Annotated in this window: 21 protein-coding genes; 9 read left to right on the top strand and 12 right to left on the bottom strand. The window is 73.1% G+C overall.

Going from position 1 to position 24,755, the window contains the following annotated elements:
* The first annotated feature begins 112 nt into the window (after window positions 1-112).
* Window positions 113-1,144, top strand: a complete 1,032-nt coding sequence (locus QUV83_RS11090) for an NAD(P)H-quinone oxidoreductase (protein WP_289564581.1) — start codon at window positions 113-115, stop codon at window positions 1,142-1,144.
* Here the strand turns inward: QUV83_RS11090 and QUV83_RS11085 are convergent.
* Entirely contained in the window at window positions 1,098-2,327 is a 1,230-nt protein-coding gene (locus QUV83_RS11085; RefSeq protein ID WP_289564580.1) for an AGE family epimerase/isomerase, read from the bottom strand. The genes QUV83_RS11090 and QUV83_RS11085 overlap by 47 nt on opposite strands.
* A 75-nt stretch (window positions 2,328-2,402) precedes the next feature.
* On the opposite strand from QUV83_RS11085, the gene QUV83_RS17695 reads away from it, so the two are divergent.
* On the top strand, window positions 2,403-3,302 hold the full coding sequence (locus QUV83_RS17695) for a bacterial proteasome activator family protein (protein ID WP_436231904.1): 900 nt from the start codon (window positions 2,403-2,405) through the stop codon (window positions 3,300-3,302).
* Here QUV83_RS17695 and QUV83_RS11075 read toward each other — a convergent pair whose 3' ends face one another.
* The 6 genes from QUV83_RS11075 to serS form a co-directional block, all read right to left on the bottom strand.
* On the bottom strand, window positions 3,303-4,169 hold the full coding sequence (locus QUV83_RS11075; protein WP_289564614.1) for an EamA family transporter: 867 nt from the start codon (window positions 4,167-4,169) through the stop codon (window positions 3,303-3,305).
* Between the two features lie 123 nt (window positions 4,170-4,292).
* Window positions 4,293-5,237: a carbohydrate ABC transporter permease gene (locus tag QUV83_RS11070; protein ID WP_436231903.1), complete on the bottom strand. Its 945-nt coding sequence runs from the start codon at window positions 5,235-5,237 to the stop codon at window positions 4,293-4,295.
* Complete coding sequence (locus QUV83_RS11065; RefSeq protein ID WP_289564579.1) at window positions 5,234-6,223, bottom strand: carbohydrate ABC transporter permease; 990 nt, start codon at window positions 6,221-6,223, stop codon at window positions 5,234-5,236. Before QUV83_RS11065 ends, QUV83_RS11070 begins: the two co-directional genes overlap by 4 nt.
* 112 nt (window positions 6,224-6,335) lie before the next feature.
* On the bottom strand, window positions 6,336-7,706 hold the full coding sequence (locus QUV83_RS11060; protein WP_289564578.1) for an ABC transporter substrate-binding protein: 1,371 nt from the start codon (window positions 7,704-7,706) through the stop codon (window positions 6,336-6,338).
* Window positions 7,707-7,954: 248 nt separating this feature from the next.
* Entirely contained in the window at window positions 7,955-8,776 is an 822-nt protein-coding gene (locus QUV83_RS11055; protein ID WP_289564577.1) for an HAD family hydrolase, read from the bottom strand.
* A complete protein-coding gene (gene serS, locus QUV83_RS11050) occupies window positions 8,773-10,050 on the bottom strand; it encodes a serine--tRNA ligase (RefSeq protein ID WP_289564576.1) in 1,278 nt (425 codons plus the stop codon). The genes QUV83_RS11055 and serS overlap by 4 nt, the downstream gene beginning before the upstream one ends.
* Before the next feature lie 132 nt (window positions 10,051-10,182).
* Between serS and QUV83_RS11045 the strand changes: the two genes are divergently transcribed.
* On the top strand, window positions 10,183-11,322 hold the full coding sequence (locus QUV83_RS11045) for a diacylglycerol/lipid kinase family protein (protein ID WP_289564575.1): 1,140 nt from the start codon (window positions 10,183-10,185) through the stop codon (window positions 11,320-11,322).
* A 6-nt stretch (window positions 11,323-11,328) separates the two neighbouring features.
* Here the strand turns inward: QUV83_RS11045 and pheA are convergent, their stop codons facing one another.
* Window positions 11,329-12,309, bottom strand: a complete 981-nt coding sequence (pheA, locus tag QUV83_RS11040) for a prephenate dehydratase (protein WP_289564574.1) — start codon at window positions 12,307-12,309, stop codon at window positions 11,329-11,331.
* A 138-nt stretch (window positions 12,310-12,447) separates the two neighbouring features.
* Between pheA and QUV83_RS11035 the strand changes: the two genes are divergently transcribed.
* Window positions 12,448-14,964, top strand: coding sequence for a hypothetical protein (locus QUV83_RS11035; protein ID WP_289564573.1), 2,517 nt, complete (start codon window positions 12,448-12,450; stop codon window positions 14,962-14,964).
* Here the strand turns inward: QUV83_RS11035 and QUV83_RS11030 are convergent.
* Together QUV83_RS11030 and QUV83_RS11025 are read right to left on the bottom strand one after the other, a co-directional pair.
* On the bottom strand, window positions 14,891-15,907 hold the full coding sequence (locus QUV83_RS11030) for a glycosyltransferase family 2 protein (RefSeq protein WP_289564572.1): 1,017 nt from the start codon (window positions 15,905-15,907) through the stop codon (window positions 14,891-14,893). The genes QUV83_RS11035 and QUV83_RS11030 overlap by 74 nt on opposite strands.
* Before the next feature lie 79 nt (window positions 15,908-15,986).
* A complete protein-coding gene (locus QUV83_RS11025; RefSeq protein WP_289564571.1) occupies window positions 15,987-16,811 on the bottom strand; it encodes a DUF5926 family protein in 825 nt (274 codons plus the stop codon).
* 82 nt (window positions 16,812-16,893) lie between these two features.
* Between QUV83_RS11025 and pgm the strand changes: the two genes are divergently transcribed.
* From pgm to QUV83_RS11000, 5 genes are all read left to right on the top strand, one after another.
* On the top strand, window positions 16,894-18,564 hold the full coding sequence (pgm, locus tag QUV83_RS11020; protein ID WP_289564570.1) for a phosphoglucomutase (alpha-D-glucose-1,6-bisphosphate-dependent): 1,671 nt from the start codon (window positions 16,894-16,896) through the stop codon (window positions 18,562-18,564).
* A gap of 104 nt (window positions 18,565-18,668) precedes the next feature.
* On the top strand, window positions 18,669-20,057 hold the full coding sequence (locus QUV83_RS11015) for an MFS transporter (protein WP_289564569.1): 1,389 nt from the start codon (window positions 18,669-18,671) through the stop codon (window positions 20,055-20,057).
* A 9-nt stretch (window positions 20,058-20,066) separates the two neighbouring features.
* Window positions 20,067-21,056, top strand: coding sequence for a phosphotransferase family protein (locus QUV83_RS11010; protein WP_289564568.1), 990 nt, complete (start codon window positions 20,067-20,069; stop codon window positions 21,054-21,056).
* 142 nt (window positions 21,057-21,198) lie between these two features.
* On the top strand, window positions 21,199-22,968 hold the full coding sequence (locus QUV83_RS11005) for a pyruvate dehydrogenase (protein ID WP_289564567.1): 1,770 nt from the start codon (window positions 21,199-21,201) through the stop codon (window positions 22,966-22,968).
* A 105-nt stretch (window positions 22,969-23,073) separates the two neighbouring features.
* Entirely contained in the window at window positions 23,074-23,595 is a 522-nt protein-coding gene (locus tag QUV83_RS11000) for a gluconokinase (RefSeq protein WP_066582909.1), read from the top strand.
* Window positions 23,596-23,617: 22 nt separating this feature from the next.
* Here the strand turns inward: QUV83_RS11000 and QUV83_RS10995 are convergent, their stop codons facing one another.
* Both QUV83_RS10995 and QUV83_RS10990 read right to left on the bottom strand, forming a co-directional pair.
* The gene (locus QUV83_RS10995; protein ID WP_289564566.1) at window positions 23,618-24,175 is read right to left on the bottom strand and encodes a hypothetical protein; all 558 of its coding nucleotides are present in this window, start codon (window positions 24,173-24,175) and stop codon (window positions 23,618-23,620) included.
* Entirely contained in the window at window positions 24,172-24,744 is a 573-nt protein-coding gene (locus tag QUV83_RS10990; RefSeq protein ID WP_289564565.1) for a hypothetical protein, read from the bottom strand. The genes QUV83_RS10995 and QUV83_RS10990 overlap by 4 nt, the downstream gene beginning before the upstream one ends.
* Window positions 24,745-24,755: the final 11 nt, after the last annotated feature.

The raw sequence follows: 24,755 nt of genomic DNA, 5'->3' as shown, positions 1-24,755 counted from the left end.
AGTCACCGTTCGCATCTCATCGGCTCCTGGACACCAGACCATTAGCCCGCCGAGGAGTTTGCCATGACCTCACCCCCAGCGGTACGCCCCTTTCAGACCTAACCTCACGGTTGTGCATGCCATCGTCGTCCGGTCCCCAGGCGGACCTTATGTCCTCGAAGTCGCAGAACTGCCAGATCCGGCTCCTGGGCCGGGTGAGGTTCTGATCGATGTGGTCGCCTCCGGGGTGAATCGGGCCGACCTCCTCCAGCGCGCCGGGCACTACCCGCCGCCGCCGGGCGCGCCGTCCTGGCCGGGTTTGGAGGTGTCGGGACGCGTCGCGGCGACCGGCTCGGACGTGCCGGGGCCCGAGCGCGGCGGCTGGGCTGTGGGCGACCCCGTCGTCGCGCTGCTCGACGGCGGCGGCTACGCGACCCGGGCCTGCGTCGCCGCAGGCCAGGTGCTCCCCGCTCCCCCGGGCGTTGACCTGGTGGACGCCGCGGGCCTGCCGGAGGCCGTGTGCACGGCGTGGTCCAACTTGGTGGACGTGGGCGGCGTCCGTGACGGGTCGACGGTGCTGGTGCAGGGCGGCTCGGGCGGTGTGGGGTCGGTGGCGGTGCAGCTCGCGAAGGCCCTGGGCGCGCGGGTGATCACCACGGCGGGCGGCGCCGACCGGGCGGCCCGCTGCGTGGCGCTCGGCGCCGACGTCGCGATCGACCACCGCGCCGAGGACGTCGTGGCGACGGTGCTCGACGCGACCGGCGGGCGCGGTGTGGACGTGGTGCTCGACGTGCTGGGCGCCGGGGCGCTGGGCTCGAACGTGCAGATGCTCGCCACCGGCGGGCGGCTGGTCGTGATCGGCCTGCAGCGCGGACGACGCGGCGAGCTGGACCTGGGGATGCTCATGGCCCGGCGTGCCAGCGTCGCCGGCGCCACGCTGCGCTCACGCCCCGCGCACGAGAAGGCGGCCATCGTGGCGGCGGTGCGCGAGCACGTGTGGCCGATGCTGGCCGATGGCCGGCTCAGGCCCGTGGTGCACACCCGGCTGCCGCTCGCCGAGGCTCCCGCCGCCCATGAGCTGCTCGACTCGGGCGAGGTGTTCGGCAAGGTGCTGCTGGTCAGTCCAGCAGGCCCTCCGCCAGCGCCGGGGCCAGCACAGGGGTGAGGGGCAGCCGCGGGATCAGCGTGGCCTGCACCGCGTGGTACAGGTCCGCCTTGCCCTCCCACACCGTGCGGGACACCGCGTTGTCGGGGCCGAGCTCATGCCACCAGGAGCCGCCCACGCGGTCGAGCAGGTGCTGCTCCGCGTAGTCCCACCACGTCGCGTACCAGTCGTCGAAGCGCGGGTCGCCCGTCGCGGCGAACAACGTGGCCGCGGCGCCGATGCCCTCGGCGACGACCCAGTGCATGCGCTCGCGCACCACCGGCCGGCCCTCCCAGTCCACGGTGTAGACGAACCCCGGCGCGCCGTCCACATCCCAGCCCTCCGCGACGGAGGCGTCGAACAGCGCCACCGCGTCGTCGAGCATCCACGCGGGCGCCGTGTCGCCGCGGACGGTCAGGGCGGCGCGCGCGTGCAGGGTCAGCCGCGCCCATTCGAGCCAGTGCCCGATGGTCGCGCCGTACGGCCGGAACGGGTGCGCCGGGGTGTCCGCGTTGTACTCGAGCTCGGGCGACCACGCGCTGTCGAAGTGCTCCGGGATGCGCCACGCGTTGTCCCGCGCGAACCCGTGCACCACGCGCTCGATGATCCGCACCGCCCGGTCGAGCCACAGGCGGTCGCCGGTGACGTCGGCGGCCGCGAGGTACGCCTCGACGGTGTGCATGTTCGCGTTCACGCCGCGGTAGTCGTCCAACGTGGTGAACGCCCGGTCCCACGCCTCGACGGCCATGCCGGCCTCGTCGTCCCAGAAGTGCCGCGTGGAGACCGCCAGCGCCTCGTCCAGCAACTCGCTCGCGCCCGGGCGCCCGGCGGCGACGGCGCTCGCCGTGGCCAGGACCACGAACGCGTGCGGGTAGGCGGCCTTCTCGTCGTCGGTGGGGCCGTCGGGGCCGACCTCGGCGAACCAGCCGCCGTGCTCGTCGTCGTGGAACAGGCCGCGCAACGCCGCCAGCCCATGGTCGACCAGCGGCGCGCAGCCCGGGCGTCCCAGCAATGCGCCGAGCGCGTAGACGTGCGTCATGCGGCAGGTGATCCACAGCTCGGCGGGGCCATCCACCACGGCGCCCTGCTCGTCGAGCCGCGCGAACCCGCCAGATCCGACGGCTGAGGCGACCCCGAAGGCGAGCAGGCGGTCCGTCTCCTGCTCGAGCCAACGGGCATGGGCAGGAGTGGTCAGCCACGTCATGCCGTCACCCTAGCGGCGGAGCCAGGCGTGGTGACGGGCGCATGCGGGCCCCGCGACTGCGGGTGACAATCGAGGATGAGCAAGACCAGCCACGACAGCCCGGCCGACGAGAAGCGCCCGGCCCGGGGACGGTCCCGCCGGAAGACGACAGACGAGGCTCCGCCCCCCACGAGCGAGGCGGCCGAGGAGGCCACAGCAGCCGCGGAGGCCGCCGAGCAGGAGCGTCCCGCGAAGAAGGCCACCGCACGAAGGCGGTCAGCCCCGGCGAAGGGCGCCGCCTCGTCGAAGGCCGCAACCTCGCAGGGCGCCACGCCGGAGGCCGCCGAGCCCGCCGAGGCCTCCACGCCACCGAGCGCGGACAACGGGGCAGCGTCCGAGGCGACTGCCACGCCGGAGCAACGGCCCCGCGCGGGAGGCAACGCCCGCGTCGTCGTGGTCGGGCCGGACGGGCGCCCGATGGTGATGCCCGCAGTCGCGACCAAGGCGCCGGCCACCACCGCCGAGGGCGAGGCCGCCGCCGAGGAGCAGCGCACCACCGCCGGGCTCGTCGACCAGCCGACGAAGGTCATCCGGATCGGCTCGATGATCAAGCAGCTCCTGGAGGAGGTCCGCACCGCGCCGCTGGACGAGGCGGCCCGGGTGCGGCTGACCGAGGTGCACGCGCGCGCCGTCCACGAGCTCGAGGACGGCCTCTCGGGGGACCTGCTCGCTGAGCTGCGGCGGCTCACGCTGCCGCTCGGGGAGGAGGGCATGGTGCCGAGCGACGCCGAGCTGCGGATCGCCCAGGCGCAGCTCGTGGGCTGGCTGGAGGGCCTGTTCCAGAGCATCCAGACGGCGCTCGTGGCGCAGCAGGTGGCGTCGCAGTCCCAGCGCAAGGCGTTGCCGCCGGGCCTGGTGCCGATGTCGCAGCCCCCACAGGGCGCCGGTCAGGGCCAGCAACCGTCCTCGGACACGCGCCCAGGGCAGTACCTGTAGTCAGTCCACCGTCACGTCGTCGGCGCGGGAGCCTCGGCGGCTGCCGGAGCTGAGCATGATCGCGATGCTGACGCACGCGAGGCCGATGAGCTCCACGCCATGCGGCCATTGGCGCAGCACCACGGCGCCCACCACGGCGGCCGTCGCGGGGAGCATCGCCAGCAGCACCGCGAAGGTGGCGGAGGTGACGCGCCGCAGCACGATCTGCTCGAGCGCGTACGGCACCACGGAGGACAGCACCGCGATGGCCACGATCAGCAGCGCGAGCCGGGGGTCGGTCAGCGCGGGCCCCGCGTCGCCGGCGAAGAACGGCGCCAGCACCAGGGCGCCGAAGCCCATCGCCACGGCCAACGACGTCACCCCTCCCCCGGCGCCGCCGTGCTGCGAGACCCGGCGGCCCAGCAGGATGTAGCCGGCCCAGCAGGCGGCGGCCACGCTGATGGCGATGAGCCCGCGCACCGCGTCCGGCCCGGCGTCGAGGCTGACGCCGGCGAGCAGCACCACGCCGACGGCCGCCACGGCGATGGCGCCCCGCTCACGCCAGCCGCGCCCGGTGACGGCGGCCACCGCCACCGGGCCGATGAACTCGATCGCCACGGCGGTGCCCAACGGGAGGCTGCTGATGGCGATGTAGAACGTGACGTTCATGAGGGCGAGCACCACGCCGAACAGCGCGGAGGCGCCCAGCTCGGCTCGGGTCCACCGGGTGCGCCACGGCCGGCGCCACAGCCCGAGCACCACGGCGGCCACGGCCACCCGCAGCCAGGCGATCGTCGGGGCGGGCAGCACGGTGAACAGCCCGACCGCGATGGCCGCCCCCAGGTACTGGGTGAGGCCCGAGACGACGAACAGCGCCGGTGCGGGCACGCGGCCCAGGCCGTGGGCCGACGCCGCCGCCCAGGAGGCAGGCGAAGGACGTTGGACCACGCGCCGATGGTGTCACACGGCCCTGAGCCCCCACGCCAGCCTGAGCCCCCACACCAGCCCAGGTCAGCCCTTCACGGAGCCCGCGAGCAGGCCCCGCACGAAGAACCGCTGCAGCAGCAGGAACACGATCAGCGGCACGATCATCGCGATGAACGCCCCGGCGGACAGCACATGCCACTGCGCGCCGCGGGTGCCCGCCAGCTCCGCGACCCGGACCGTCAGCGGCGCCACGTCGGGGGACCCGCCCGCGAACGTGAGGGCCACCAGCAGGTCGTTCCACACCCACAGGAACTGGAAGATGGCGAAGGACGCGATGGCCGGGGTGAGCAGGGGCAGCAGCACCCGGAAGAAGATCGTCACGTGCCCGGCGCCGTCCACCCGCGCGGCCTCGACCAGCGACGGCGGGATGTCCTTCATGAAGTTGTGCAGCAGGAAGATCGCCAGCGGCAGCGCGAAGATCGAGTGCGACAGCCAGATCGTCCAGAACGAGCCCGCGAGCCCCCACTGCACGTACTGGGTGAGCAGCGGGATCAGCGTCACCTGGATGGGCACCACCTGCAGCGCGAACACCGCGACGAACAGGATGTTGCGACCCTTGAAGTCGATCCACGCGAACGCGTACGCCGCCAGCAGGGCCAGCGAGATGGGGATGACCACGGCGGGGATGGTGATGACCACCGAGTTCACGAAGAACGTCGAGAACTGGGTGCCGCTGCCGAACAGCACCTCTGTGTAGTTGTCGAGGGTGGTGGCGGGGTTCTGCAGGAACGTCCACCACCCGGAGGTGCGGATCTCCTGACGGGGCCGGAACGAGGTGAGCAGCAGCCCGAACGTCGGGATGGTCCACAGCACGGCCAGGATGACGGCCAGCAACGACGTCCAGGGCCGGGCGAGCCGGGCGCGGGCCATGCCGGCCCGCTGGTCCATGCGGCCGAGCCGGCCGGTGCGGGTCTTGGCGGTGCGGGCGTCGGAGTCGACGAGGGTGGTGGACGGGATCGCGGCAGTCATCGGATCTCCTCCGCGATACGCAGCTGACGGACGTTGTAGATGACCAGCGGGATCACCAGGACGAAGAGGATCACCGCGAGCGCGGCGCCGAGTCCCAGGTCGCGGATGCGGAAGCTCTGCACGTAGAACTCGTTCGCGACGACGGACGTGCCGAAGTTGCCGCCCGTCATGGTCCGGACGATGTCGAACACCTTCAGCGTGCCCATCGCGATGGTGGTGACGACCACGACCAGCGCCGGGCGGATGCTCGGCACCGTGATGAAGCGGAACATCTTGGCGCCGTGCAGCCCGTCGAGCCGGGCGGCCTCGACGATGTCGTCCGGGATCGCCTTGATCGCCGCGGACAGCACCGTCATCGCGAACCCGGTCTGGATCCAGATCATCACCGCGATGAGGAAGAGCGTGTTGGCGGGCTCTCCGAGCAGGAACTGCTGCGGCGGCAGCCCGAGCCACACGAGGAGCTGGTTGAGGATGCCGATCTGGTTGACGCCCGGCTGGTCCGGCCGGAACTCGTAGACGAACTTCCAGATGATGCCGGCGCCCACCATGGAGATCGCCATCGGCAGGAAGATCAGCGTCTTGGCCAGGTACTCGAACCGGGTCCGGTCCACCAGCACCGCGTAGACCAGGCCGATCAGGGTGGCCAGCACCGGGACGAGGATCACCCACAGGAGGGTGTTGCGGAGCACCGTCTGGAACTGGTCCTCGGAGAAGACCCGGACGTAGTTCTCCAGCCCGACGAACGCGTTGCCCTTGCTGTCGAGCAGCGATCCCCAGATGGTCCGCAGCCCGGGGTACACCAGGCCGAAGCCCAGCCCCAGCACCGTCGGGCCGAGGAACGCCGCCGCGACCACCCAGCCGGGCACCCGCTTGGGGCGGTCCACGGCCAGCAGGATGGCCCCCATCACCACCACGAACAGCGCGATCGCCACGAACATCAGGGCGAACTTGTGCCCCGTGGACCCCGCATCGATGAGCCAGTCCATCGCTCCCCGCCTTCCACCGCGTTCAGCCAGGGCGCCATCGACCCCGGTGGGAAGGACGAACGTGACGGGCGGCGCCTCGCGGGCCGCCCGTCACGTCCATCCGGTCAGTCGGTCAGGAGCTGGGCCATGACGCCTCGATCGCGGCGAGCACGTCCTCGTCGGACTTGTCGCTCGCGACCCAGGCCGTCATCTCCGTCCAGAACGTCCCCGCGCCCACGGCGCCGGGCATCTGGTCCGACCCGTCGAACCGGAACGTGTAGCTCGGGTCGGTGAGCAGCTCGTAGGAGAGCTGGTCGATGGGCGACTGGAGCAGCGACGCGTCGAGCCCGCTGTTGGCGCTGAACCACCCCTGGCCGGTCACCGACGCCTTGGCGTTGGCCCACTCCGGGCTGGAGAGGTAGGCGTGGAACGCCTGGACCTCGGGGCGGTCGCTGAACGCGGTCACGAACTCACCGCCACCGAGCAGCGGCTTGTCGTCGGCGCTCTGACCCGGCAGGTAGAAGGCGTAGACGTCGCCGTCCTCGGCGACCTCGAGGCTCTCGTCCCAGTTGGCCTGGTAGAAGTTGGCCGCGCGGTGCAGCCAGCAGGTGCCGTCCGGGATGCCGTTGGCCGACTCGTTCCAGGGCGCCGTGGCGATGGACGTCACGCCGCCCAGGCCGCCGTTGACGAACGTGTCGTTCTTGAGGATGTCCCCCACAGTCCCGAGGGCCGCGACGATCTGCGGGTCGTTGAACGGGATCTCGTGGTTGACCCACTGGTCGTAGACCTCGGGTCCGGCGGTGCGGAGCACCACGTCCTCGACCCAGTCGGTGGCCGGCCAGCCGGTCGCCTCACCGGACTCGATGCCGGCGCACCACGGGATGGCCCCGTCGTCCGCGATCTGCTGGCTGAGGTCCATCAGCTCGTCCCACGTGGTCGGCACCTCGTAGCCGGCGTCGGCGAACGCGCCCGGCGAGTACCAGACGAAGGACTTCACGTTCGCGCCGAGCGGCGTGGCGTACAGCGTGCCGTCCACGGTGCCGTAGTCCACCCACTCCGGGGTGTAGAACTCGTTCGCGTTGGAGACGACCGACTCGCCGGCCGGCACCACCACGTCCGGGAAGTCCTCCACGAGGGACTTCAGGAAGCCCGGCTGGGGGATGTACGCGATGTCCGGGGGGTTCCCGGCGGTGAGGCGGACGGGGAGCTGCGCCTCGAACTCGCGCGAGCCCTCGTACTCGATCTCCGCGCCGGTGCACTCCTCGAACGGCTGGTAGGACGCGCGCTGCTCCTCGGCCTCCGGGTCGACGATCGACGTGTACACGCTGATCGTCTTGCCCTCGAGGTCCCCGTACTGCTCGAACTGCGAGCAGTCGATCGCCGCTGCGGTGTTCTCCCCCTCGGAGCCCTCGCCGGTGTCTGTGCTGCATGCCCCCACGAGGATGAGGAGCCCTGCTGCGCTCGCTGCCGTGATCTGGCCGCGGCGCCTGCCCATGCTGTTCATCTGACCTCCACGTCGTCGTGGTTCCGCTCCCCCCAAGACAGAAAAGTCCTGGTCGGCGGGCATTTGCCCTCCGTTGATGGAAGCCCGGCCTGAACCGGGGCGCAACCCCAGAAGGCACCTGGCACGGTCACGATTGAGTCACATCAGGACAGAGCAGTCACAGACGGGTCACGACGGCCTCTGGCGGTCACAATCACGTCACATCGGCCGACGCGCCCCAACGCTCCGCGCACGTCGGCGAGCGGTCCTCACTCGACGCCGGAGAGCACCCCACGCAGCACAGCCGCGGCCCCGTCGTCGTCGATGGTGCCCGTGACCTCGTCGGCGACGGCCAGCACCGACTCGGGCGCGTGGCCCATCGCGATGCCCCGGGCGGCCCAGCGCAGCATCTCCAGGTCGTTCGAGCCGTCGCCCATCGCCACCGTGGCGAATGGCTCGACCCCGAGCGCGCGGCGCAGCTCCTCGAGCGCGCTGCCCTTGGACACCCCGCCGGGCGTCAGGTCGAGCCACGCCGACCAGCCGACGGCGTAGGACACCTCGTGCAGGCCGACGCGCTCGACGAGCTCGTGGAACTCCTCGGGCGTGCTCTGCGGCCTGCGGATCACCACACGGGTGGAGGGCGCGGCGCACAGCTCGTCGAAGGAGACGACCCGGTGGTGGCCGTCCAGCTCCCCGTCGGGGAACGGGGCGCTCACCAGGAACCCGCGGCCCAGGTCCTCGACGGCGTACAGCGCGTCGGGCAGCTCCAGGGAGAGCACCCGCAGCGCGGGCTCCGGGTCGAAGGTGATGGTCTCGGTGAGCTCGTAGCCGTCGTCGAGCGACGGGTCGAGGCGCACCGTCACGGCGCCGTTGGACGTGATCGCCCACCCGGTGTCGATCCCCAGGTCATGGGCGACCGGGACGGTCGCCACCACCGAGCGCCCGGTGGCGAGCACGACGTGGGCGCCCGCCTCGACCAGCGCGGTGACCCCCTCACGCACCGCGGGGGAGATCCTCCCGTCGAAGGACATCAGCGTGCCGTCGATGTCGAGCGCGACGAGCATGCCGTCTGCGGCGCGTGGCTGGGTCATCGGGTCACCGGCTCCAGGGTCTCAAGGCCGCCGAGGTAGGGGCGCAGGCCTTCGGGCACGCGCACCGAGCCATCGGGCAGCTGGTGGTTCTCCAGGATCGCCACGATCCAGCGGGTGGTGGCGAGCGTGCCGTTGAGGGTGGCGACGGGTCGCGTCTCCCCCGTGGCGGTGCGCTCCCGGATGCCCAGGCGGCGCGCCTGGAACGTGGTGCAGTTCGAGGTCGACGTGAGCTCGAGGTAGCGCTCCTGGGTGGGCAGCCACGCCTCGCAGTCGAACTTGCGGGCCGCGCTCATGCCCAGGTCCCCGGCGGCGGTGTCGATCACCCGGTACGGGAGCCCGGCCAGGGCCAGCATCTCCTCTTCCCAGCCGAGGATGCGGCGGTGCTCGTCGGCGGCGTCCTCGACGGTGGTGTAGCTGAACGCCTCGACCTTGTGGAACTGGTGCACGCGGATGATGCCGCGGGTGTCCTTGCCGTAGGACCCGGCCTCGCGGCGGTAGCAGGCCGACCAGCCGGCGTACCGCAGGGGGCCGTTCGACAGGTCGAGGATCTCCCCCGAGTGGTACCCGGCCAGCGCGACCTCGCTGGTGCCCACCAGGTACAGGTCGTCGGCCTCGAGGTGGTAGATCTCGTCCGCGTGGGCGCCGAGGAACCCGGTGCCGGCCATGACCTCGGGCTTGACCAGCGTCGGGGTGATCACCGGGGTGAAGCCGTGCGCCAGCGCGCGGTCGACGGCGGCGTTCAGCAGCGCCAGCTCGAGGCGCGCGCCCACGCCGGTCAGGTAATAGAACCGGGCGCCGGAGACCTTGGCGCCGCGCTCGGTGTCAATCGCGGCGAGCATCTCGCCCAGCTCGAGGTGGTCGCGCGGCGTGAAGCCCTCCGCGGCGAAGTCCCGGGGCGTGCCCTCGTGGCGCAGCACCACGTAGTCGTCCTCGCCGCCGGCGGGGACGCCCTCCTCGATGATGTTCCCGATGCTGCGCGCGAGCTCCCCGGCGGCCGCGTCGGCGGCCTCCGCGTCGGCCTGCAGCGCCTTGACCTGCTCGGCGAGCTGCTTGGCGTGCGTCAGCAGCGCTGCCTTCTCCTCGCCCTGCGCGGAGGCGACCTGCTTGCCGAGCGCCTTCTGCTCGGCGCGCAGCCGCTCGAAGTCCGTCAGGGCCGACCGGCGGCGGGCGTCGGAGTCGAGCACCTGGTCGACGAGCCCGGGGTCGTCTCCACGGGCACGCTGGCTGGCACGGACGAGGTCGGGGTCCTCACGGACGAGTCGCAGGTCGATCACGAGCACGAGCCTATCGACCCTGCCAGCCCCCGGCTCAGCCAGCCGCGCGCGGCGGGCAGGCGGCCCGCGGAGGCGCTGGCCGCGCACGGCGCCGCACTGCGGCTCCCGCGCAGGCGGCACTAGGTTGTCGGCATGACATGGGAGGCGTGGGTGGCGCTCGGAGCCCTGGTGCTCGCCGGGTGCGCCCTCACGATCGCCGCTCTGGTGCTGCGCCGGTTCAGCGAGTTGCGCGGCTCCCTGGCCGACGAGGCGCCGGCGGCTCCCGAGCCGGAGGCGCCGGCCATGCCCCGGCTCGTCGCGTTCGTCGCCAATCCGTCCAAGCCCGCCGTCGCCGACGCCCGCGCCGAGATCCTGCGCGCGTCGGCCGAGCTCGGCATCCCCACCCCGCTGTGGCTCGAGACCACCGTCGAGGACCCGGGCGTCGGGCAGGCGCGTGACGCCGTCCGGCGCGGCGCGGACGTGGTGGTCGCCGTGGGCGGGGACGGCACCGTGCGCGCCGTCGCCGAGGCGCTGGTCGGCACGAGGGTCGCGATGGGGATCGTGCCCGTCGGCACCGGGAACCTGCTGGCCCGCAACCTGGACCTGCCGCTCGGCGACCCGACGGCCGCGCTGCGGATCGCGCTCGAGGGCGCAGACCGCCCGATCGACGTCGGCTGGCTGCGTGTGCTGAACGACGGATCGGTGGAGGACGACGTGACGGCCGCCGCCGTCCGGGCCACGCCCACCAAACAGGCCTCCCGCGACCACATTTTTTTGGTGATCGCCGGGGTCGGCTTCGACGCCGCGATGATCGCCGACACCGACGACGACCTGAAGGCGCGGGTCGGCTGGATCGCCTACTTCGTGTCCGGGGTGCGGCACCTGCACGGCCGCAGGCTGCGCGCCGTGGTGCGGATCGACGACGCCCCGCCGGAGACGCTGCGGCTGCGGAGCCTGCTGGTGGGCAACTGCGGCCGGCTGCCGGGCGGGATCACGCTGCTGCCGGACGCGCTCATCGACGACGGCTGGCTCGACGTGGCCGCCATCGACACCCGCGGGGGCGTGGCCGGCTGGGCGCAGTTGTTCGGCGAGGTGGTGCTGCAGGGCGTGGGCGTGCGCACCGAGCTGCCCGCGAAGATCGGCCGGATCGACCACACCCGCGGCCGCACCGTGCACGCGCGGTTCTCCAGCAGCGAGCAGGTGCAGGTCGACGGCGACATCATCGGGCGCGCGCGAGACGTGGAGACCCGCGTCGACGAGGGCGCGCTCGTGGTGCGGGTCAGCCCCGCCTGAGCAGTGTCAGTGGGTGCGCCCCGCGCGGAGCGAGCGCAGCCACTCGCGCGCGGCGACGAAATCCTCGTCGGCGGTGCCGCGCCGCACCACGGCCCGCACGGCGTCGGCCCGCGGGTAGGAGCCGAGGAACCGCACATGCGGGCACACCCGGTGCAGGCCGACCAGCACCTCGCCCATCCGCTCGTCGGCGATGTGCCCCTCGGCGTCGATGGAGAACGAGTACCTGCCGAGCGCGTCGCCGATGGGGCGCGACTCGATGCGGGACAAGTTCACGCCCCGAGCGGCGAACTGCTCGAGCATGTCCAGCAGGGCGCCTGCCTCGTTGCTGGGCAGGTGGACGTCGAGGGTCGTCTTGTCCGCGCCGGTGGGGTCGGGCACCTGGCCCGGGCGGCCGACGAGCACGAACCGGGTGACGGCCCTGTCGTTGTCCTCGACGTGCTCGGCGAGGACGTGCAGCCCGTAGTGCGCGACGGCCGGAGGCGGCACCAGCGCGGCGTCGAAGGCGAGCTCCGGGCCGCCGCCCTGGGCGACCTGCTCGGCGAGGAGCGCCGCGGGGGCGGTGTTGGACGTGGCGGGCACGTGCGCGACACCCGGCAGGTGGGCGGCGAGCCACCGGCGGCACTGCACCCACGCGTGCGGGTGCGCGGAGATGCGGTGGACGTCCTCGAGCCGGACGCCGGGCGCGGCGACGAGGGTGAAGCCGACGGGCACGAGCATCTCGCGCAGCAGCACCAGCGGCTCGCCCACGGCCAGCGCGTCGAGGGTCGCGGTGACGCCGCCCTCGGCGGTGCTCTCGATCGCGACCACCGCGAAGTCGGCCAGGTCGGAGCGCACAGCCTCGATCGCCGAGACCACATCCGTCTGCGGCAGGTACTGGGACTCGTCCGGGGAGGCCACCTGGCGCAGGGCGGCCTCGGTGAACGTCCCGGCGGGGCCGAGGTACGCGTAGCGCGGGACGGACATGGACGTCCTCCGGTCGGTGCTCATGCCGTGGGCTGTTCGCAGACGGCGGGTTGGGAACGGCTGGTGAGGGGCTCGTGCGGATACCGTGCGCCGCCTGGCCGACCAGGGCTTCTGGCGCTGGCGCACGACTGGACGAGCCTAGTGCGACCGTAGGCTGGCCCGGTGCCGACGCCTCTCCGCGCCCTGACTCCCCGCCCCGCCCTCGCCACCGCGATGGCGGCCGTGGTGGGCGCGCTCGTGCTGCTTCTCGGCCTTGCCGGCCCTGCCGCGGCGACTCTCCCCACGTCGGCCACCGCCCCGTCCAGCGCGTCCAACCCCGCAGCCGTCGAGGGCGACCGGGCGCCTGTCGTGCTCATCGGCACCACCGGCCTGCGCTGGGACGACATCGGCACGCTCACCACCCCCGCGCTGTGGACGATGTCCCGCGAGGGGGCCGTGGGCAGCATCGCGGCCCGCAGCGTCCACTCCTCGAACTGCCCCGCGGACGGGTGGCTGGCCGTCTCGGCGGGCGCCCGCGCCGCGGACCTCGTCGCCGAGGACCGCACCTGCCGCACCCTGCGCGACCCGCTCCCCGACCAGGCCGTGCCCGCTTGGGACGACTACCTGCAGTCGGCCGCCGAGGAGGACTACGCGGCGAAGCCTGGCCTGCTCGGCGACACCCTCGCAGCGACCGGCACCGCGGCCGTCGGCATCGGGCCCGGGGCGGCGATCGCCCTGGCCAAGACGGACGGCGTGCCCGTCGGGCAGCACCTCAACCGCCCGTGGACCACATCAGCGCTGCAGACGGCGGTGCGTGACGCGCTGGACGATGGCGCTCAGCTGGTAGTCGTCGACGTGGGCTCCATCCGCGACCCGGGCCAGAGCACCACGGACCGGGTGGTGACGCTGCCCACCGACGAGGCGTCCGAGGGCGACGTCGAGACCCCGGAGCTGATCGGCCCCGACGCCGTGACCGAGCCGACGCACGGCGAGCAGGCGCAGATCATCGACGCGCGCGTGGGCGCCGTGCTGGCCGGTATCGCGGACACGCGCGCCGACACGACTGTGCTGGTGACGTCGCTGGCCGACTCGTCCCGGCGCGCGCAGCTCCAACTCGCCGCCGCGACCGGCCCGCAGGCCACCGGCGACGGCGACTACGCGGACGCGCTGCTCGCGGCGCGCTCCACCCGTCAGCCCGGCTACCTGCAGACCACCGACGTGACCCCCACGATCCTCAGCGCGCTGGGCCTGCGCGGTGACGTGCCCGCGGGCGCGTTGGTCGGCACGGTGATCACCACGACACCGGGCCCGGCACTGGCCAGCAAGCGCGTGGCGCAGCTCGTCGATGACAACGACCACGTGCTGGCCGTCACGCCACTGGTCTCGCCGTTCTACGTGATCTTCGTGGCGATCAACCTGATCCTGTACGCGCTGGTGAGCGTCGGCCTCAACGGCCGCGTGCTCGACTGGTGGGGCCGCACCCTGGACCGCTGGGCGCCGCGCAAGGGCCGGCGCGCGCTGGCCGCCAGCACCGACCCGGTGCTCGTCCTCAAGCAGCTCCGCGTGGCGGGCGTGGCAGTGGCCGCGATCCCCGTCTCGACGTTCCTGGCGAACCTGAGCCCGTGGTGGCGGGTGGACCCGCCCTCCTACGCGCTGACGGCGCTGATCGTCACCTGGGTGGGCGTCATCACGGCCGTCGCCCTGCTGCCGCGCTGGCGGAACTGGCTGCTGGGGCCCCTGGGCGTCGTCGCGGGGATCACCGCGGTGGTCATCGCCATCGACATCGCCACCGGCGCGAACCTGCAGCTCGAGTCGCTGATGGGCACCCGATCGCTCATCGCGGGCCGCTTCTACGGGTTCAACAACACGGCGTTCGCGCTGTTCGCCACCGCGTCGGTGCTGCTGGCCGTCGCCGTGACGAACCCGCTGGTCGCGCGGGGCCGCCGGGGCGCCGCCGCCGGGATCGTGGCGGCCATCGGTGTCGCCGCGACGCTGCTGGACGGGCTGCCGAGCATCGGCGCGGACTTCGGCGGCCCGCCCGCCCTGGTGCCCGGCTTCGCGGTGCTGGCGCTGCTCGCCGCGGGCATCCGCCTCAACTGGTGGCGCGCCCTCAGCGTGCTGGCCGCCGGCGCGCTGACGGTCACGGTGTTCGCGCTGCTCGACTGGCTGCGCCCCGCCGACTCGCGCACGCACCTGGGCCGGTTCGTCGAGACGGTGCTCGACGGCGGGGTGTGGCCCGTCGTGGCCCGCAAGCTCAAGCAGAACGTGGACATCCTGTTCAGCAACGAGCTGACGCTGCTGGCCATCGGCGGCCTGGTCGTGGTGATCCTGGTGCTGGGCCGGCCGCTGCGCACCGCCGTGGGCGCTCCCGACGGCGGCGCCTACGGGTGGCTGTCCTCCGGCGCGCCGCTCACCCGGCTGGGCACTGACGCGCCGATGCTGCGGTCTGGGCTGGTGTCGCTGGCCGTCACGCTGGGCATCGGCTTCGCGGTGAACGACTCCGGGGTGGTCATCCCCGCCATCGGCATCGCCATCACCGTGCCGCTGCTCATCGCAGCCTGTGCGAACTGGATGCTGTTGCTGCCGCAGCGGCACGCTCCCGGCGCCCCTGCCGGGCAGGCGGACGTCAGTCCTTCGAGTCCCGCGTCCTCGGGTTCTGCGCCTTCGGGTCCTGCGCCTTCGGGTCCCGCGCCGGAGTGACGGTGGACCGCAGCGCCCCCGCGGCGCGGCGGACCCGGCGCGCGTTCACGGCGAGCTGCACGTCCCGGTACTGCGCCGCGCGGTGCAGTTGGCCCTTGAGGTCCGCGCCGGAGGGCCGGTGCCGCAGGTCGCAGGGGACCTCCACGGCCACGAACCCCTGACGCAGCAGGTCGATGGTCATGCCGGTCTCGACACCCCAGCCCCGGGCGAGCGGGGTGGCGGCCTCGAATGCCTCGCGGGTGAGGCAGCGCATGCCCGACAGCGGCTGGGTGGGCGTCCAGCCGGTCATCGCGGCGATGGCGCGGCGCGCGGCGCCCACGACGATGCCGCGCCCGCCCGCGCCGGGCTGCGGCGGCAGCAGGGCGATGGACAGGTCGGCGGTGCCCTCGAGCACCGGCGGCACCAGGGGCGCGGTGTTGACCGCCGTCTCCCCCAGGTCACCGTCGATGAACAGCAGCAGGCGCGGCAGGCGGTCCGGGGCGTCGCGCATCGCGACGACGGCGGCGCCCGTCTCCATCGCGGCGGCCTTGCCACGGTTGTGCGAGTGGCGCACCACGACGGCTCCGGCCTCGCGGGCCACGTGCTGGGTGTTGTCCTCGGAGCCGTCGTCGACGACCAGCACGAGGTCGACGTGCGGGATGGCCCGGGCGGAGCGGACGGTGGCGGCGATGCGCCGGGACTCGTCCTTCGCGGGGATCACCACGGCGACGCGCTGACGCGACCGGGCGCCCGGCACCTTCTTGGTGGGGCTGGTGAGCGGCTCGCTGGACGCGGAGGTGCGCCGGGAGCCTCGGCGGCGGGGCGCCTTGGAGGGCTTCTCCTGGTCCGGCGGCGGCCCGTCGGCGGCGACGTCGTCCACGTCGTGGGGCTCGGGCGCGGCGTCTACGCGCGCGACCTGCGCGTTCGTCTCGACTTCGGCAGCCTTGCCGCCCTGGCGCATCACGAAGGCCAGCCTACCCAGCCTGCGGGGTCCTCGCCGTCAACGCGGTGGGGACCCCGCAGCGCGGGTGGGTCAGCGGGGGTCAGCGCAGGGTGACCTGGCGGGCGACGAGCCCGGCGCGGGCCCGGCGGGCGTTCGCGTCGAGCGGCGTCTCGTCGGCCAGCGCCGCCTCGAAACGGGGCAGGAACTCGGCGACGGCGCCCTCGATGTCCTCGGCCTCGGTGCCGCGCGCCAGCTCCCACACGGGGACGACGATGCCGCTGGAGCGGAAGTACCCGACGAACTTGGCGCCGTCGAAGCCCGACTCGCGGCGCGAGTGCAGCCGCGCGAGGGCGTCGAGCACCTTCTGCTCGTCATGCGGCTGCGCCCAGCGCAGGAACTCGCGCGAGCCCATGCGGCACCAGTACGCGGACTCCACGGAGCCCAGCTTGACGGTGGGGATGATGCCCGAGTCGGCCTCCTCGATGGCGGCGGCCAGGTCGGCGGTGCGCTCGGTGCCGGGCGCGAGCCAGTAGCCGAAGCTGTCCTCGACCGTCACCTCGAACGGGATGCTGAGGTCCAGCACGTCCTGCAGGCGCGGGCCGGGGCCGGGCAGGCCCTCGGGCTCCACGGCGGTGCCGGGCTCGACGTCCAGCGCGGCGAGCAGCACGGCCGCGAGGTCGCGGCTCGCGTCGCCGGAGCCGCCCTGCGACTGGAGGGCGAGCAGCACCACGCCGTCGTCGCGGTGCAGCGCCGGCCAGCCCATCGGCAGCACGGTGGTGAGGAGCACCTCGCGCGAGCCGTACTCGGCGGTGGTGCGGGAGGGAGCGGTCGCGGCGGGCACGACCTCCTTGAGGGCGACCCAGTCGGGCTCACCGGGGAGCCCCTCGAAGGGGCGCAGGACGAAATCGACTGAACCAGTGGCCATGGGCGACGAGATTACCCGCTGCGCCGCTGTGAGCCTCTCGCGAGCGGGTGACCTGCGGCGTTGGCGGTGGCAGGATCGCTGCATGGACCCGCGCGCCGGAACCCTCGCCCAGCCTGCCGACCTCATCGACGTGGACGCGCTCGTGAGCGCGTACTACGAACGCAGCCCTGATCTGGACGATCCCGCCCAGCAGGTGGTGTTCGGCACCAGCGGGCACCGCGGCTCCGCGTTCGACGGCGCGTTCAACGAGGCGCACATCATCGCCACGACGGCCGCGATCGTCGAGTACCGGCGCGGCCAGGGCACCGACGGCCCGCTGTTCATCGGCCGGGACACGCATGCGCTGTCGCTGCCCGCCTGGCAGACGGCCGTGGAGGTGCTCGCGGCCGCCGGGGTGGAGCTGTTCGTCGACGCCCGCGACTCGTACACGCCCACACCCGCCGTGTCCCACGCGATCCTGCTGCACAACGGCGCGACCAGCCTCGACGGCGTGCGCGTCGAGGGGCCGGGGTTGGCCGACGGCATCGTGGTGACCCCCTCGCACAACCCGCCGCGCGACGGCGGCTTCAAGTACAACCCGCCCAGTGGCGGCCCCGCGGGCTCGGACGCCACGGCCTGGATCGCCGCGCGCGCCAACGAGTTGCTGAGGTCCGGCGTCGGGCAGGTGCGGCGGCTGCCCCTCGCGGCGGCCCTCGCCGCGCCGACCACCCACAAGCACGACTTCCTCGAGGCGTACATCGACGACCTGGTCAACGTCATCGACCTCGACGCGATCCGTGACGCCGGGGTGCGGATCGGCGCGGACCCGCTGGGCGGGGCGTCCGTCGAGTACTGGGGCGCCATCGGCGAGCGGTACGGGCTGGACCTGACGGTGGTGAATCCGACAGTGGACCCGCGGTGGGCGTTCATGACGCTCGACTGGGACGGCAAGATCCGGATGGACTGCTCCTCGCCTTCCGCGATGGCCTCCCTGGTGCGCACGATGGCCGACGGGGCGCCCTATGACATCGCCACCGGCAACGACGCGGACTCCGACCGGCACGGCATCGTGACGCCCGACGCGGGGCTGATGAACCCGAACCACTACCTCGCGGTGGCCATCGAGTACCTGTACTCCGGCGCCCGCCCCGGCTGGCCCGGCGACGCGGCCATCGGCAAGACCCTCGTGTCCTCGTCCTTGATCGACCGGGTCGCCGCGGGGCTCGACCGGAGGCTGCTCGAGGTGCCGGTCGGCTTCAAGTGGTTCGTGCCCGGGCTGCTCGACGGGTCCGTCGGCTTCGGCGGCGAGGAGTCCGCGGGCGCGTCGTTCCTGCGCCGTGACGGCCGGGTGTGGACCACCGACAAGGACGGGATCATCCTGGCGCTGCTCGCCTCCGAGATGCTGGCCATCACCGGCCGCTCCCCCTCCCAGCACCACGCCGACCTGGTGCAGCGGTACGGGGAGTCCTGGTACGCCCGGGTGGACGCCCCGGCGACCCTGGAGCAGAAGGCCCGGCTCGCGAAGCTCTCACCCGAGCAGGTCACCGCGACGACCCTGGCCGGCCAGGAGATCACCTCGAAGCTGACCACCGCGCCCGGCAACGGCGCGGCCATCGGCGGGCTCAAGGTCACCACCGAGGACGCGTGGTTCGCAGCCCGCCCCTCGGGCACCGAGAACGTGTACAAGATCTACGCCGAGTCCTTCATCAGCCCCGAGCACCTGACGGAGGTGCAGGAGCAGGCGCGGTCCGTGGTGAACGACGCGCTCGCCTGACCCACTCGGGCCGGTCCCACCCGGCGCATAGCCGCACATCAGACATACCCCCGCACCCGGTTCCCTGGTGCGGGGGCGTCAGTGCGCGATGAGAGAATCAGCGGGTGTTCAGCCCGTACCGCACGATCCTCGCGCGGCCCGGCGCACTGGCCTTCTCCGCCTCAGGCGTGATCGCACGCCTGCCCATGTCCATGGCGGGCATCGGGATCGTCCTCATGGTCGAGGCGCTGTACCACTCGTACGGCCTGGCCGGTCGCGTGTCCGCGGTCTACGTCCTCGCCCAGGCGATCTGCTCCCCGCAGCTCGCCCGCCTCGTCGACCGTCACGGCCAGGCCCGCGTCATGCGACCCGCGATCACCGTCGCCTCGCTCGGCCTGATCGGCATCGTCACAGCCGCGATGTCCCACGCCCCCACCCCGTGGCTGTACGCGACGGCGGCCCTCACCGGCGCCACGATCGGCTCCTTCGGCGCCCTGGTGCGCGCCCGCTGGTCCAACATGCTCACGTCCTCCCGGGACGTGCACACCGCGTACTCGCTGGAGTCGGCGCTCGACGAGCTGGTGTTCGTGGTGGGGCCCGTGCTGGCGACGATCCTCGCGGCCAACGTGTCCCCCGCCGCCGGCCTGCTGGTCGCGGTGCTCGGGATGGTCTGCGGCGGGTTCTGGTTCCTCAGCCAGCGGGCCACCCAGCCGGCGCCGACGGTGCGGGAGGTGGACGCGCCCCGGCAGGGGTCGGTGCTCCGCTCCGGCGGCATGGTCGTCCTGGCGATCGTCTTCGTCGCCATCGGCGCGATCTTCGGCGGCACCGACGTCGCGACGGTGGCCTTCGCCGACGAGCACGGGCGCCCCGACCTGGCGGGTGTCGTGCTCGCCGTGTTCGCGCTCGGCTCGCTGATCTCCGGGCTGCTGTACGGCCTGCGGCACTGGGTCATGGCGCTGTGGAAGCGGTTCGTGATCGGCACCCTGGTGCTGGCCGTCGGCGCGGCACTGTTCGTGATGGTCCAGTCGATGGCGATGCTCGCCATCGTGATGTTCGTCGCCGGGTTCGCGATCTCCCCCACGATCATCAACGGCAACGGCCTGGTGCAGCACTTCGTGGCCCGCGAGCGCCTCACCGAGGGGCTGACCTGGGTCGGCACCGCGCTCGGTGTGGGCGTCTCCGTCGGGGCCTCCGTGGCGGGGATGGCCATCGACGCCCGCGGCTCGCATGGCGGGTTCGCCGTGGTGGTCGGGGCTGCGGGGCTCGCGGTGCTCGCGGCCGCGGGGTCGACCCGCGTGCTGCGCAAGGGCACCGCGGACGTCCTGGCGCATGAGGTCGAGGACGCCGAGGTGGAGCCCGAGCCGGTGAGCCCCACCGCCGGAGCGGCTGTCACCGCCACCGAGGTCGCGGCGGCGGAGCACTCAGCCGTCGCGCTCGCCGCAGACGACTCGACCGGCGCCAGCGACACAGACGGCACGGCCGAATCGCCCGAGCAGGGCCACCCCGGGCGCTAGCCTTCCGGCGTGCTCGACCACGCCCCGGCCCCGCTCGACGCGTCCACGCTGCACGCCCTCGCGACGGTGCTTGCCCCCCTCGGGCCCCTCGACCGCGCCGAGCTCCTCACCGGCGGCATGTTCGCCACCACGTACCGCGCGACCCTCGCCGACGGCACGCGCGTGGTCGTGAAGACCGCCCCCACCGCCACGGACCGGCTGCTGCGCTACGAGCACGACCTGCTGCGCACCGAGGCGCTCGTGTACGGCCTCGCCGCCAACCGGCCCGACCTGCTCATGCCGCGCGTGCTGCTCACGGACCTGAGCCGCAGCGTGCTGCCCAGCGACGTGCTGGTGGTCACGCACCTGGACGGGACGCCCCTGGCCGACCTGGGCGAGGTCGACGACGCGACGAGCCAGCGGGCGCATCACGAGCTGGGCGCGTTCATGGCTCGCCTGCACACCGTGCGCGGCGACCGGTTCGGCTACCCGAACGACGCGACGGGCCTGCACGCGGCGACGTGGCCCGACGCGTTCGGGGCGATGGCAGGCGCGCTGCTCGACGACGCCGAGGCCTGGGGCGCCGAGGTCCCCGCCGCGAGGGTCCGCACGGCGCTGGCCCGGCACGCGGCCGCGCTCGCCGAGGTGCGCGACCCCGCGCTGGTCCACACCGACCTGTGGCCGGGGAACCTGTTCGTCGAGCCCGCGACGGGCGCGCTCATCGGGGTCATCGACACCGAGCGCGCGGTGTGGGGCGACCCGCTGCTGGAGTTCGCGGGCGCCGACCAGATGGGACTGGGGCCCGTCCCGGACGCGCTGCTCGAGGGCTACGCCTCCGCCGGCGGATCGCTCGCGCTGGGCACGCCGTCCGGGGACGCCCGCCTGTGGCTCTACCGGATGTACATGAGCCTCGTGCTGACCGTCGAGATCGGCCCGCGCGGCTACACCGGCGACTGGCTCGTGGGGCACCGCGCGAAGGCCTGGGCGAACCTGCACGCGGCGCTCGACGCGCTGGGCTGACCGGCGAAGAGCGGCGAGGCCCGCGCCGCGCCACGGCGGCGGTGTGCTCGACATCGCACGTCGGCCCGGGTGCGGCTTGCAGATTGCCGGACCACGATGAGAGCGGCCAGCACCCCGGCCAGCACCCCCGTGGAGGTCCCTCATGGCACACCAGAACGTCGCCGAGCAGCTCGTCGCCCAGATCATCGCCGCCGGGGCGCGGCATGTGTACGGCATCGTCGGCGACAGCCTCAACCCCATCGTCGACGCGATCCGCCGCGCGGCGAAGGACGGCGCCGACATCGCCTGGGTGCAGGTGCGGCATGAGGAGTCGGCGGCGTTCGCTGCTGCCGCGGAGGCCGAGCTCACCGGACGTCTGGCGGTGTGCGCGGGATCGTGCGGTCCGGGCAACCTGCACCTGATCAACGGCCTGTACGACGCGAACCGCTCACGGGTGCCCGTGCTGGCGATCGCCTCGCACATCCCCAGCCCGCAGATCGGCACCGGCTTCTTCCAGGAGACCCACCCGGACCGGCTGTTCACGGAGTGCTCGGTGTTCTCCGAGATGATCTCGACAGCCGCCCAGGCGCCCCGGGTGATCCGCTCGGCGATCCACCACGCGTACGGCGCCCCGGGCGTCGCGGTGCTGACGCTGCCCGGCGACGTCGCCGAGCTCGAGGCTCCCGCGATCGTCCCGGACGTGCTGACTCCCCCGGAGCCGCCGCGCGTCGTGCCGCATGAGGACGCGCTCGAACGGCTCGCGGCGGCCATCGACGACGCCAAGAAGGTGACGATCTTCGCGGGCGCGGGGGTCCGGGGCGCGCATGACGACGTGATCGCGCTTGCCGAGCGGTTGCACGCGCCCATCGGGCACACGCTGCGCGGCAAGGAGTGGATCCAGTACGACAACCCGTTCGACGTGGGCATGACGGGGCTGCTCGGATACGGCGCATGTCAGGCGGCGCTCGACGGCGCGGACCTCGTCCTCATGCTCGGCACCGACTTCCCCTACGACCAGTTCCTGCCGGCCGACGTGGTGACCGCGCAGGTGGACATCGAGCCCACCCGGCTGGGGCGGCGCACCCGCAAGGACGTCGCGGTGGTGGGCGACGTCGGGGAGACCGTCCGGGCGCTGCTGCCCCGCGTGCAACGCAAGCGCTCGCACCGGTTCCTCGACCAGATGCTGCGCAAGCACGAGCGGGCCATGACCGGGGTGGTCGGCGCGTACACCAAGGACGTGGAGCACCACACCCCCATCCACCCCGAGTTCGCTGCCGTGATGCTCGACGAGGAGGCCCCCGAGGACGCGGTGTTCACCGTCGACACAGGCATGTGCAACGTGTGGGCCGCGCGCTACCTCACGCCCAGCCCTCAGCGCCGGGTCATCGGCTCGTTCCTGCACGGCTCGATGGCCAACGCCGTGCCGCACGCCATCGGCGCCGCGCACGCCGACCGGGACCAGGGCCGCCCCGCCCGCCCGGTCATCGCGCTCGCCGGCGACGGCGGACTGTCGATGCTGCTCGGCGAGCTCATCACGCTGGTGCAGTACAACCTGCCGGTGAAGGTCGTGCTGTTCGACAACGCGACCCTGGGCATGGTCCGGCTCGAGATGTTGGTGGACGGCCTGCCGTCGTTCGGCACCGACTCCCCGGCCGTCGACTACGCGGGCGTCGCCCGGTCGCTGGGCATCCACGCCGAGCGCGTCGAGGACCCCGGCCGCGTCCGCGGCGCGCTGCGTGAGGCGCTCGCGCACGACGGGCCCGCGCTCGTCGACCTGGTGACCGACCCGCACGCGCTGTCCCTGCCGCCGAAGATCACGCGCCAGCAGGTCGCCGGGTTCACCGCGGCCATGAGCAAGGAGATCCTGGGCGGCGGCATGGGCGAGGTCATGGCGATGGCCCGCTCGAACCTGCGCAACGTGCCGCGGCCCTGACCGCCGCCTGAGGCTCGGCGCGATCACGGCTCGGTACGATCGCTGCCGTGGGCGGCGAGCCCCAGGCCGCTGACGCGGACCGCACCGAGGAGAGCTTGAGGGTCGATGTCGGACGTGCAGCACGTGGTGGTCATGGGAGTCTCGGGCTCCGGGAAGACCACCGTCGCCCAGCTCGTCGCGGAGCGCCTGCACCGGCAGTTCCTGGAGGCCGACGACCAGCACCCTGCGGCCAACGTGGCCAAGATGGCCGCGGGCGAGCCGCTCACCGACCAGGACCGCGCCCCCTGGCTCGCGACCCTGCGTGACTGGCTGGCCGAGCAGACCCGTGCGGGCCGCCCCAGCGTGCTCACCTGCTCCGCGCTCAAGGTCGCCTACCGCGACGTGCTCCGCGCCGGGGGGCCCGTGCTGTTCGTCCACCTGGACGTGACGCCCGACGTGCTCGCCCAGCGGATGGGCCAGCGCGTCGGCCACTTCATGCCGCCCGCGCTGCTGGGCTCCCAGCTCGCCGCGTTGGAGCCGCTGCTGCCCACTGAGCCCGGGTTCACGCTCGACGCCACGGGCACGGCGCAGTCACTGGCCGCCCAGATCGCCGACCGGGTGCGCGCGCTGTCCGACACGACGATGTGACCCCGACGACGTGGCCTGCGGGCTACGTGGCCGGCGGCGCCAGGATCTGGGACGCGACAAGAACGGGCGTGCACATCCGTGCGCTGAGCACGACCGCGGCCGGGATCTCCCACAGCGGATCCGAGTGCACTGTGAACCGCAACGCGTCGCCGCCGTGCACAGTCGGCGGGACGAAGAAGATCAGCGCACCCGACCCGCGCGCGGCCGGCCAGTACTGCTGGACCCGGCCGCGGGCGACGACCGCACGCTTCTCGTAGGCGGTCACCGGCCCGGCGCGGTGGGCTTCTTCAAGGTCGAGGAGGTCCTGCTCGCGCAGCTCGCCGTCCAGGACGGCGTCACTGAGCGAGTCCCCGCTGGCGTAGAACATCGCCGTCTGCGTGTGTGTCACGTCGAGCAGCGCCGCCGACGGGGTCGCGACCCCGAGGAGGTCGAGCACGGGGAACGCGGCAGGGATCGGGGTGTCGACCTGGCCGGGGAACTGCTCGAACTCCTGGCTCCGGAGCGCTGGGATCCTCTTTCCCTCCCACCAGGTCCTGGCGGGGAACTCCATCTGGGTGGGGTCGTACGTCGGCCAGCTCACGAGTACATCCGGTCGATGGTCCTGGCGAGCAGGACGGTGGTGTTCATGCGGGCGGAGGCCACGATCGCGTCGCGGACCGCGGTGGGCAGGTCGGTGGCGCTCAGGCTCACCAGCAGCCCGTCCACGTTCGACAGGCGGTACTCGCCCCTCACGGTCGGAGCGCAGACCAGGGCGTACTCGCCGGTCACGTCCGAGTGCGCGGGCCACAGGCGCAGCAGGTTGCCGCGGTGCGCGATCGCGCGCTTCTCACGGGTGAACAAGACCTCGCGGTCGATGCTGAACCAGTCGTGCTGCTCGCGGGTCATGTCGGAGGGGTTCACGTGGGCGTCGCTGAGCTCGTGCCTGATGTTGTAGAACCATGCGGTCGTCGCGTGCTCGAGGTCGAACAGGGGCGCGGTCCCCGCATCGGCCAGCGTCCCGGTCTCCCGGCGCGGGAACGGCGCCGGGGTGGGGACAGCGTGCGACGGGGCGCGCCATGACGTGTCGTCGGTGAGGGCGGCCAGCCAGGCGGGGTCGATGCGCGCGGGCACGTACTCGTCCGGGAGCACATCGGTCACGGGAGGGCTCATGGGCTGGATCG

The organism is Cellulomonas cellasea (genome assembly GCF_030372105.1).
GTDB classification, from domain to species: domain Bacteria; phylum Actinomycetota; class Actinomycetes; order Actinomycetales; family Cellulomonadaceae; genus Cellulomonas_A; species Cellulomonas_A cellasea_A.
The sequence above is the reverse complement of the archived record's forward strand: the minus strand, read 5'-3'. Positions and strand labels throughout refer to the sequence as shown.